Annotated in this window: 10 protein-coding genes; 6 read left to right on the forward strand and 4 right to left on the reverse strand. The window is 43.4% G+C overall.

Features of this window, described 5'->3' with window-relative positions:
- Nucleotides 1-83 precede the first annotated feature (83 nt).
- The 3 genes from QUB37_RS28440 to QUB37_RS28450 all read left to right on the forward strand — a co-directional run bounded on the left by QUB37_RS28440 (nt 84) and on the right by QUB37_RS28450 (nt 1,387).
- The gene (locus QUB37_RS28440) at nt 84-812 is read left to right on the forward strand and encodes an AIM24 family protein (protein WP_333168500.1); all 729 of its coding nucleotides are present in this window, start codon (nt 84-86) and stop codon (nt 810-812) included.
- Nucleotides 813-902: 90 nt separating this feature from the next.
- A complete protein-coding gene (locus QUB37_RS28445) occupies nt 903-1,091 on the forward strand; it encodes a hypothetical protein (protein WP_333168502.1) in 189 nt (62 codons plus the stop codon).
- Nucleotides 1,088-1,387 carry a hypothetical protein gene (locus QUB37_RS28450; RefSeq protein WP_333168504.1) on the forward strand — a complete coding sequence of 100 codons (300 nt, stop codon included), beginning with the start codon at nt 1,088-1,090 and terminating at the stop codon, nt 1,385-1,387. The genes QUB37_RS28445 and QUB37_RS28450 overlap by 4 nt, the downstream gene beginning before the upstream one ends.
- Before the next feature lies 1 nt (nt 1,388).
- Here the strand turns inward: QUB37_RS28450 and QUB37_RS28455 are convergent, their stop codons facing one another.
- Nucleotides 1,389-1,529, reverse strand: a complete 141-nt coding sequence (locus QUB37_RS28455; RefSeq protein ID WP_333168506.1) for a hypothetical protein — start codon at nt 1,527-1,529, stop codon at nt 1,389-1,391.
- Nucleotides 1,530-1,585: 56 nt separating this feature from the next.
- Here QUB37_RS28455 and glgA point away from each other — a divergent pair, with 56 nt between their 5' ends.
- Together glgA and QUB37_RS28465 are read left to right on the forward strand one after the other, a co-directional pair.
- Entirely contained in the window at nt 1,586-3,061 is a 1,476-nt protein-coding gene (glgA, locus tag QUB37_RS28460) for a glycogen synthase GlgA (protein ID WP_333168507.1), read from the forward strand.
- 605 nt (nt 3,062-3,666) lie between these two features.
- Nucleotides 3,667-4,776 carry a Fe(3+) ABC transporter substrate-binding protein gene (locus QUB37_RS28465; RefSeq protein WP_333168508.1) on the forward strand — a complete coding sequence of 370 codons (1,110 nt, stop codon included), beginning with the start codon at nt 3,667-3,669 and terminating at the stop codon, nt 4,774-4,776.
- 65 nt (nt 4,777-4,841) lie between these two features.
- Here the strand turns inward: QUB37_RS28465 and QUB37_RS28470 are convergent, their stop codons facing one another.
- Together QUB37_RS28470 and QUB37_RS28475 are read right to left on the reverse strand one after the other, a co-directional pair.
- Nucleotides 4,842-5,363 (reverse strand): pentapeptide repeat-containing protein, encoded by a 522-nt coding sequence (locus QUB37_RS28470; protein WP_333168509.1) that lies wholly within the window; start codon nt 5,361-5,363, stop codon nt 4,842-4,844.
- Between the two features lie 29 nt (nt 5,364-5,392).
- A complete protein-coding gene (locus QUB37_RS28475; RefSeq protein WP_333168511.1) occupies nt 5,393-7,114 on the reverse strand; it encodes an iron ABC transporter permease in 1,722 nt (573 codons plus the stop codon).
- 126 nt (nt 7,115-7,240) lie between these two features.
- Here QUB37_RS28475 and QUB37_RS28480 point away from each other — a divergent pair, with 126 nt between their 5' ends.
- Nucleotides 7,241-8,329 (forward strand): ABC transporter ATP-binding protein, encoded by a 1,089-nt coding sequence (locus tag QUB37_RS28480; RefSeq protein ID WP_333168512.1) that lies wholly within the window; start codon nt 7,241-7,243, stop codon nt 8,327-8,329.
- A gap of 486 nt (nt 8,330-8,815) precedes the next feature.
- Here QUB37_RS28480 and QUB37_RS28485 read toward each other — a convergent pair whose 3' ends face one another.
- A complete protein-coding gene (locus QUB37_RS28485; RefSeq protein ID WP_333168514.1) occupies nt 8,816-9,586 on the reverse strand; it encodes a TerC family protein in 771 nt (256 codons plus the stop codon).
- Between the last annotated feature and the right edge of the window lie 160 nt (nt 9,587-9,746).

Below are 9,746 nucleotides of genomic sequence, written 5' to 3' on the forward strand. Positions count from 1 at the left end.
CCACCTAAACGGGTCTCAGCTAACTATGTTATTCTACCATAAATATAGTCTGTGTACTTACGCCGAGCTGTACTAGGTAAATTATGAAATACGAAATCAAGGTTTTGGAACCGACGGATTTGTGGTACATCCAAAATAACATCAATCCTGAAACCAATAAGTTTTACCATCCAACTAAAAATATTCCGTTGGTTCAGCAAGCGGAAATTAACTTGAATAATTCGGGAGTGATAATTCAAAAAGGTGCGTTGCATTGGTGTATGGGGAAATTGACTTCCGGTGTTTATAAAACGGATAACCGTTTGAAAGATATGTGGGTATCTTTAACAACGGAAATGGATTACAACGCTCCCGTATATCAAGGGACTGGTACGGTGAAACTGGAACCGAGACAAAAAGGGCATTTCCTGCATTATATGCCGATCGACCTTTCGGATGCAGAGCAGTGGGAGTTTGATGACGGTATATTTCAGTTTTGTTCGGACAATGTAGTTATCGGTGCTAAAAAACTGAAATTTCGACAAGTGGCTGCTTCTAATGACGGTAGGTGGAGAATTGCTGTTACAGCTTTGCGCGAGCAACAAGCTACTGTTGTAGCAGCTACAAATTCACCGGCTAAGATTGTGGAACTAAAACAAGGTGAAACTTTGATAGCTGATTGCGATTTAGTAAAAGGATTTACCAAGGGGATTGAAGAAGATTATCGAAAATTAGGTCATTTTGGCAAAGGCGGTGGGGAGGGTTATGTTTGGTATTATCAGGGCAAAGGTAAATTATTAGTATGTGAAAATGATGCGATGGGTTTGGGATAACTTGTTGCATTTTTGTCGAGCGTTATGAGATTTATGAGTGGGATTTATGTAAGATAAGGAGGAAGAAACATTGCACACAAATTTGCAGGCATGAAAGTGTCTGAGATTCTCAAAGGTAAAAAAGTTAGTATAAAACAAGCACAGCTTCCGGCAAGTTCGCCAAGTTGGGAAGAATTTAGCGAAATGATATGGGAGCAAATAGAAAGAGGTGCTGAAGAAAATATCCCCGGCTTTAGGATGGTTCGCAAATTGTTGAGCGATCGGAGATTTGATAGATGAAAAATAATGGATTTGACCAACTAATATTATTTTTGCAAAAGTTGGAAAAACAGGCGATCGATTACAGTTTAGCGCATCATCGGGATGAAGCTATGATGGTAATTGTAGCTGTACCTGGGGAACGGTGGGAAATTGAATTTTTGAGTGATGGTTCGGTGGAGGTAGAGAAGTTTGTCAGTAATGGAGAAATTGTTGGAGAAGAAGCTTTGAGTGAGTTATTCGATCGCTATTCGGAACTAGACGAGACAAATGCCGATTTGACTCAAAAGATTGAGTTGACAAATGCGAGAAGATGAGTTATGTTTTGCGGAATTTGCGATCGAGTTGCAGCAATGCCGAAACGATATCGCCGATCGCAACCGCCGCAAATTCGGCTTCTGGGAGCCCGATCGCCCTTTTATTCCCAATGACCGACTTGCTTATTTGCCGAGAAATCATATACTTTGTCAAGTTAAGAAAATATTTTTTTGATTCATCCAGGAGCTAGAAAAAAAATGTACATAGTACAAATTGCCTCGGAATGCGCCCCCGTCATCAAAGCAGGAGGTTTGGGCGACGTAGTTTACGGTTTGAGTCGGGAGTTAGAGAATTCCGGCCACTGCGTCGAGGTTATTCTACCCAAGTACGACTGCATGAGGTATGACCACATTTGGGGACTTCACGAGGCCTACAGGGATTTGGCTGTGCCCTGGTACGGCGGCGAAATCCTCTGTGATGTCTTGTGCGGCTGGGTGCACGGGCAGTTGTGTTTTTTCATCGAACCTCGCTCTCAAGATAACTTTTTTAATCGCGGCTGTTATTACGGGTGCAATGACGACAATATGCGGTTTGCATTTTTCAGCAAAGCCGCTTTGGAATTTTTGCTCAGAAGCAACAAGCGTCCCGATGTGATTCACTGTCATGATTGGCAAACTGGTTTGGTTCCAGTCCTGCTGTTTGAAATTTACAAATACAATTGGATGGAATATCAGCGAGTCTGTTATACCATTCACAATTTCAAACATCAAGGCATGGGAGGTAGCGATATTTTGCAAGCAACGGGTTTGCACAGACCGGATTATTATTTTGAGTACGATCGCCTGCGAGATAACTTTAACCCTTTTGCTATCAACTTTATGAAAGGCGGCATTGTTTACTCGAACTTTGTCACCACAGTTTCGCCGCACCACGCTTGGGAAGCTCACCTCGGCGAGTTTGGCTACGGTTTGGGCCACACTTTGCATTTGTATCAAGAGAAGTTTCGCGGGGTGCTCAACGGCATTGATTATGATGTGTGGAATCCTGAGACCGATGGCTATATTCCGCACCACTACACTAAGGAAGATTTGGCAGGAAAAGCCAAAACTAAAAAAGCTTTGCGCGATCGGCTGTTACTGCGCGATGCTGACAAGCCTATTATTACCTTTATCGGTCGTTTGGACGACCAAAAAGGTGTTCATCTCGTCCACCATGCAATTTATTACTCTCTGAGTAAGGGAGCGCAATTCGTGCTTTTGGGTTCCGCGACGGAAGCGGGAATTAACGCGCATTTCCAGCACGAAAGACAGTTTTTAAATGATAATCCAGACTGCCATTTAGAACTAGGTTTTAATGAGGAACTGTCGCACTTAATTTACGCGGGTGGGGATATGATTGTGGTTCCCAGTAATTACGAACCCTGCGGGCTGACTCAGATGATCGGGTTGAGGTATGGTACTGTTCCAGTGGTGCGGGGAGTTGGCGGTTTGGTGAATACTGTGTTCGATCGAGATTACGACACCCGCCACCTGCCGGAAGAACGCAACGGTTACGTGTTTTACCAAACAGACTACTCGGCTTTAGAGTCGGCGCTCGATCGGGCGATCGGATTGTGGTATGACTATCATGATGAATTTGAAAAACTCATGCTTCAAGGCATGAATTGTGACAATTCGTGGAACTATCCAGCTAAAGACTATGTGGAAATTTACGAGCTAATTCGACACAAATAATCCGTAGGATCTCAGATCCTGCACCATTGTCAACAACGGGATCTCCGGCACGTTCCACAAAGAATGAGTTTTCTTGTGGAACAGGCTTTTCGGCCTGTTCCTAAACAAGTAATTGAGAATGGTGCAATATGTCAGTAGGATGCCAGTGTGCAACTTACTAACTTTAGGGTGTGCACTGCTAGCCAGGGTCTTGGTGGCTGTTGAGTCTGGTCGAGAATTCGGGTAGTTGATACATGGCGGTGACGCGAATCGCTTGGGAGATGGCTGTTGCTTTTTTTTTGAGTGCGAGAAGGAATCTTTTTAAATTTGGCGTTGCATAATAGCGGCATGATTTTGATTTTTTTTTGTGCGATGGGCTCTGTTGGCCCGAAGGCGTGTATTTTCACAGCAGACGGGACGCCCTACAATCATCATCCTCAAATTGAGCAACGCCAAATTTTTTACCTAATCTGCGGGCTACCACAAAGTTTTTTCGTGAAAAAACTACCGGTGGAGCGAAGTCGAGACCGGATTTCTCGGCACCAGTGCGTCAGCCCTAAAATAGTTACGCTTTTGATCATCAAATAAGAATTACTTGCATTAATATAGTAAAGCAATGACTATAGATGGCTGTAGATAGACCATCATGTCAATTACCAGATGAAAAAATCTATCATTATAGAACAATGAGCATTTCTCGGCGTATTTTTCTTGCCAGCGGTACAGCAATGGCTGTCGTGGCAGTGGGCGAACTAAGCAAAAAAGCCCCTGTCGCAGCCCAAACCGGCACTCTCAACCTTTATTCAGCACGTCACTACGACACTGATAATGAGTTGTACCAAAGCTTCACCAAAAAAACTGGGATTAAGGTTAACCTCGTTGAGGCGGATGCTGACCAACTAATTGAACGGATCAGAAGTGAAGGTGCTAATAGCCCCGCTGATGTTTTCCTCACGGTTGATGGTGGGCGTTTGTGGCGGGCAAAACAAGCCGGTATCCTGCAACCTGTTTCTTCAAAAGTGCTGACATCGTCAATTCCAGCAAGTTTGCGAGACCCTCAAGGTTTCTGGTTTGGTCTATCGCGCCGGGCACGGGTGATTGTTTATAACAAAAGCAAGGTGAATCCTGCCCAATTGTCAACCTATGAGGCGCTGACAGAACCTCGGTGGAAAGGCAAAGTTTTAGTGCGATCGTCCACTAATATCTATAATCAGTCTCTGGTTGGGGCTATGTTAGCCGCTCATGGAGCTCAAAAAACAGAAGCTTGGGCACGAGGATTGGTGGCTAATTTTGCGCGTCCTCCAGAGGGAAATGATACGGCGCAAATCAAGGCTGTTGCTGATGGGGTAGGCGATATTGCCCTTGTTAATACCTATTATGTAGCTCGCTTAATGAAATCGAAAGATCCAGCAGAAAAAGCGATCGCGGCGAAAGTAGGTGTATTTTTCCCGAACCAGCGCGATCGCGGTACCCACGTCAATATTAGTGGTGCCGGTGTAGTCAAAACCTCCCGTAACAAAGCAGCCGCGATCAAATTCTTAGAACACCTAGTCACTCCCGAAGCGCAACAAATTTTTGCCAGGAGTAATTACGAATACCCTGTGGTTTCAAATGTGGCGATCGATCCTGCAGTTGCCAGTTTTGGTACATTCAAATCTGACCCTCTTAACCCTGATGTGTATGGCAAAAATAACCCCGAAGCTTTAAAGATTTCCGATCGCGCCGGATGGAAATAGAGGCTTTTTGAACAAGAAGCTACTCTTTGTGATTCGGCGGTTGAAACCGCCGAATCCAATCCACTTTAATTTTTAATTTTACCATCCGGCATTATAGCGCCTTTCAGGTTTGCCCCTGTCAGGTTTGCCCCAGTCAAATCAGCACTATTTAAGTCAGTTTCACTTAAATTGGCATTACTAAGATTGGCATTATTCAGTTTTGCCCCTCGCAAAAAAGCCCCCTTGAGATTTGCATTACTCAAATCAGCATTTGTGAGATCAGCAGCAGATAAACCTGCTTTTTCCAGAGAAGCACCTTTTAAATTTGCACCTTTGAGATTGACGCTATCGAGTAAGGCTTCATTAAGTTTGGCCTTTTCTAGCATAGCCCCTTCCAACTTAGCACCATTGAGATTAGCGCTTGTTAAATCAATGTCACTTAACTTGGTATCAGTCAGATCACATCCTGGACATTGCTTAGTTTTTTGTAATGTTTCGAGGGGACCAGCCGCCTGTTTTTGGCATCCAAAGGTGACAAAAACAGTAAGTAGTAATAAGAAGATTGTGCCAGTAGTGCGGGTAAACATTGGTAAATTTTTATTAATCATCTGGATTTGTAAAGGGATAATGTTAACCTTTAACTGTTAACCGTTAAATCTGTTGAAGACTTGCGCGATCGCGCAATTTTCCAACTTAATAAAATAACAGGTAACATCCCCACTAAAACAATTGCCAATGCTGGGCCAGAAGCTTCAGCCAATCGCTCATCTGAGGCAAGTTGATAAGTTCGCACAGCCAAGGTATCAAAGTTAAACGGTCTAATAATTATAGTAGCAGGTAACTCTTTCATTACATCAACGAATACTAACATCATGGCAGTTAGCAAACCTCCCGTCATCATTGGTGTATGAACTGTAACTAAAGTTTGCATCGGGCTATAACCCAAACTTCTCGCCGCATCATCTAAATTAGGCTTAATTTTGCTCAAACTTGACTCTACCGCATTTAAAGAAACAGCTAGGAAGCGAACTATATAGGCAAATACCAAAGCTGTGATCGTACCACTTAACAACAAGCCTGTAGAAATTCCCCAGTTTTCACGCATCCAACTATCAAATAGATTGTCAAATTTTCCAATGGGAACCATAATTCCAACTGCAATCACAGAACCAGGTACAGCATAGCCCATTGCCGCAACTCTAGTTCCTAACTGCACTCCTAAATTAGGATATAACCGTAATCCATAAGCCATAATCAAGGCAATAACTACGGCTAAAATTGCTGTCAGTGTTGCCAAAATTAAACTATGACGCGCAAATATCCAAAAGCGTTCATCTAAAGTGAGTTGCCAATTAGCTAAGGTCAACTTGACTAAAAGACCCGCTGGCAATAAAAAACCAAAAAACAGCGGCAAAAAACAAGCAATTACCGCTAAACTTTCCCGAATTCCTTTAAGTTGATAAGTTTGCAGTTGGCGATAGCGACTGCTAGCTTGATAATATTTAGTCCGACTGCGAGACCAGCGTTCTAGTAAAATCAAACCCAGAACAAATAATAATAGCAGGGCCGCTAATTGATTGGCTGCAATTCGTTCTCCCATACCAAACCAAGTCCGATAAATACCTGTGGTAAAAGTATCAACTCCAAAATACTGAACAGTTCCATAATCGTTGAGAGTTTCCATCAAAGCCAGTGCTAAACCTGCAACAATTGCAGGTCTTGCCATTGGTAAGGCAACTGTAATAAAACTCCGCCAAGGACTACAGCCCAGTATTCTACTAGCTTCTAGCGTACAAGTTGATTGCTCTAAAAATGCAACTCTTGTTAATAGGTAGACGTAGGGATATAAAACTAAGATTAGCATTAAGATTGCTCCAGGGAGCGATCGCACGTTAGGAAACCAATAGTCTCCATAACTCCAGCCAAAAATATAACGCAAAGCAGTTTGAACTGGGCCGGAAAATTCTAAAAAGTCTGTATAAGTATAAGCTAGCACATAAGCTGGGGCCGCTAAGGGTAACAGTAATGCCCATTCAAATACGCGACTGGCCCGAAAGCGGCACATTGTTACTAGCCATGCACATCCTACGCCAATCACGACAACACCAAAGCCTACGCCGATCATTAACAATAAAGAGTTGACGATATAACGGGTTAAAACTGTATCGGTTAAATGTTGCCATGTATCTTTAGCTTCAAAAAAGATACTGGATAAGACACTGAAAACTGGTATGGCGATCGGCAATGCTAAAGCGATAACCGCCAGTGTCCACCCACTAGCGGATAAACCGCGTAAGGTTGATAGCCATTGGACTGTCCTGATTCCTGTTTGCTGTAGGGATTTTTGGGAATTTTTCATTGCTAGTAAAAAGTCTAGCTTGCTATTTTATCAGTAGGTGTAAACATTTGTCAAGCCTTTATGACAATTTATCTCACTAAACTGGTTTATTGTAGAATAGTAAGTTGTTGATTATTTATAGCAATAATGGCTCGACCGATAATTCTGCATTTGGATGGTGTAACAAAACAGTATTCCCAAGCTGCATCACCTGCGGTGGCATCTGTCACCCTGACATTACATCAAGGAGATATACTGGGGTTGTTGGGGCCATCGGGTTGTGGGAAAACAACGTTGCTGCGGTTAATTGCTGGTTTTGAACAGCTACAAGCAGGGACGATCGCTCTAGCAGGAAAAACTGTAGCGAGTGTTAATATGTCAGTTCCGCCGGAACAGCGAGACATTGGTATGGTGTTTCAAGACTATGCACTCTTCCCCCATTTGACAGTCGCAAAAAATGTAGCTTTTGGCTTGACGCATCAAGGAAAAGAGTCAAAGCATAATATTCAGAAAGGTGTCACCGAAGCATTAGCGTTGGTGGGATTAGAAGGATTGGAAAACCGTTATCCCCATGAATTATCGGGGGGTCAGCAACAGCGAGTAGCCTTGGCCCGTGCTTTAGCCCCTAGACCTGCGATTATTTTACTAGATGAACCGTTGAGTAATTTAGATGTACAAGTACGGCTAAGATTGCGTCAAGAAGTCCGCGAGATTCTCAAAGCAACGGGAACATCTGGTGTATTTGTCACGCACGATCGCGAAGAAGCACTTTCGATTTCAGATTGGGTAGCGGTGATGCGTCAAGGCCAATTAGAACAGTTTGGCACTCCAGAGGAAGTTTATCAAGAACCAGCATCTCGATTTGTGGCTGAGTTTGTGACTCAAGCTAATTTTGTTTCTGCATCGCTAAAGCAGGATTTTTGGGAAACAGAAGTAGGTTGTTTTGCTGTTAAAAGAGATTCATTTGTAAAAGTTCCTTGTGATGTTTCTACTCAAGGAGAATTGATGATCCGGCAGGAAGACTTGAGTTTATACTTAGATGAAGATTCGGCTGTTGTGGTTTGCGATCGCCAATTTTTAGGCAGAGAAAATCGTTATTGTTTAAAAACACCTTCGGGTGAAAAGTTATATGCACTCACAACCACAGGAAATGTTTTTCCCATTGGTTCTAAAGTTCGGTTATCTTGTGGTGAGAATTCTCCCTTAGCTTTCTTTGTCGGTAAGCCTAAGCCATAGCTAATGACTAATTGCTAATAGACCTCTCGGAAAAAGAATCTAAAACCGTTGCCCTATGTAGAAAAGGTTATTGGCAGCCACTCAACAAAAAGGTTACATTTTTTCCCGATAGATGAAACCCGATCGCCCGCAACTCCTTCCCATCGATCGCCCTCTTTCCCTCTCCTCACAAAATACAGCCACAACCAAGGATTAAATCAGATCCGGATCGATCGCCAATATGCCGCCAACCCCGTCAGCAACCAATTCCCCTCGCTATCCCACCAGCCTCACCATTGCTGAGTTCGATTTTGATTACTGCCTTCCCATAGGCCCAATTGTACTCCTATAAGTTCGATCGGCTAGTGAAGGAAACCATATTACAAAATAAAAGCCTTTCATCCCCAGACTAAAGTCACCGGGATGAAAGGCTTTTGCACGTTTTGACCAGCCTTCAATCTTGTTGTTTTGACAGATTTAAGCTAATTTTATTCAAAGGAAAGTATGTTAATTTTCGGACTTCTGTCCTTGAGCTTCTGGCACAGAAACTTCTGAATCCGGCTGATTCAGAGCCATTTCTAGAGATTTTGTAATCTCGACTGGTTCGGGAGTACGCTTAGAAAATCCCCACACAAACATCAAGACGATACTGGAAATCAGCAGCCATTGCGGAGGAACTAAATCTGGATTAATTACTTTCACCAACAACCGCATTCCCACGAACCCAACTGTGATGTAACCAGCACTTTCTAGGTGAACGAATTCATCCAGCCAGCGGATGAACAACCCGGCCATGAATCGCAGGGCAATAATTCCAATAGTAGCGCCTGTTACGACGATAAAAGTGTCGTCAGAAACAGCTATCGCAGTAGTAACGCTATCCAAAGAAAACGCTAAATCCGTAAAAGCAATCATGGGAATTGCTTGCCACACAGTGGCAAATCTGGCCCCATGATGTTCTCCTTCAGAGTCTGTATCTGAAGTAAAATGTTGGAAAACAAGCCACAGCAGGTAAAGAGCACCCAGCAGCTCAAACTGCCAGTATTGGATCACCCAAGTAGCCGTTAAAATTAGTAAGATCCGCAGTACAAAAGCAATGATCAAACCCAAGTTGAGAGCCTTTTGCTGTTCCTTGGCATCTTCTAAACCTTTAGAAATAGAGGCCAGGGCGATCGCGTTGTCAGCCGAAAGTACAGCCTCCAAAGCCACCAAAACCAACAATAATAAAAAGCCGTCAACTCCAAAATTGGGTGAAGCGTCGAGAAATTGATCTAGCATTAACTATTTTGTGCACCTAAGATTGGCAAGGGTCGAGCGCAGCGCAAATTACCCGCTCTGTCTAACATTAGTGTCACCTTCACGTGAACTACCAGACGCTGACCACTTCATTGGTACAGCGCTGGCTTCCTGATTCAACGGGGCGGCGCGTCCAACAAAA

Source organism: Microcoleus sp. AT3-A2, from assembly GCF_036705685.1.
In the GTDB taxonomy this organism is placed as follows: Bacteria; Cyanobacteriota; Cyanobacteriia; order Cyanobacteriales; family Microcoleaceae; genus Microcoleus.

Excerpts from the sequence above, each read along its gene's own strand:
- QUB37_RS28440 (WP_333168500.1), top strand. The coding sequence starts at position 84 with ATGAAATACGAAATCAAGGTTTTGGAACCGACGGATTTGTGGTACATC.
- QUB37_RS28445 (WP_333168502.1), top strand. The coding sequence starts at position 903 with ATGAAAGTGTCTGAGATTCTCAAAGGTAAAAAAGTTAGTATAAAACAA.
- QUB37_RS28450 (WP_333168504.1), top strand. The coding sequence starts at position 1,088 with ATGAAAAATAATGGATTTGACCAACTAATATTATTTTTGCAAAAGTTG.
- QUB37_RS28455 (WP_333168506.1), bottom strand. The coding sequence starts at position 1,529 with ATGATTTCTCGGCAAATAAGCAAGTCGGTCATTGGGAATAAAAGGGCG.
- glgA (WP_333168507.1), top strand. The coding sequence starts at position 1,586 with ATGTACATAGTACAAATTGCCTCGGAATGCGCCCCCGTCATCAAAGCA.
- QUB37_RS28465 (WP_333168508.1), top strand. The coding sequence starts at position 3,667 with ATGGCTGTAGATAGACCATCATGTCAATTACCAGATGAAAAAATCTAT.
- QUB37_RS28470 (WP_333168509.1), bottom strand. The coding sequence starts at position 5,363 with ATGATTAATAAAAATTTACCAATGTTTACCCGCACTACTGGCACAATC.
- QUB37_RS28475 (WP_333168511.1), bottom strand. The coding sequence starts at position 7,114 with ATGAAAAATTCCCAAAAATCCCTACAGCAAACAGGAATCAGGACAGTC.
- QUB37_RS28480 (WP_333168512.1), top strand. The coding sequence starts at position 7,241 with ATGGCTCGACCGATAATTCTGCATTTGGATGGTGTAACAAAACAGTAT.
- QUB37_RS28485 (WP_333168514.1), bottom strand. The coding sequence starts at position 9,586 with ATGCTAGATCAATTTCTCGACGCTTCACCCAATTTTGGAGTTGACGGC.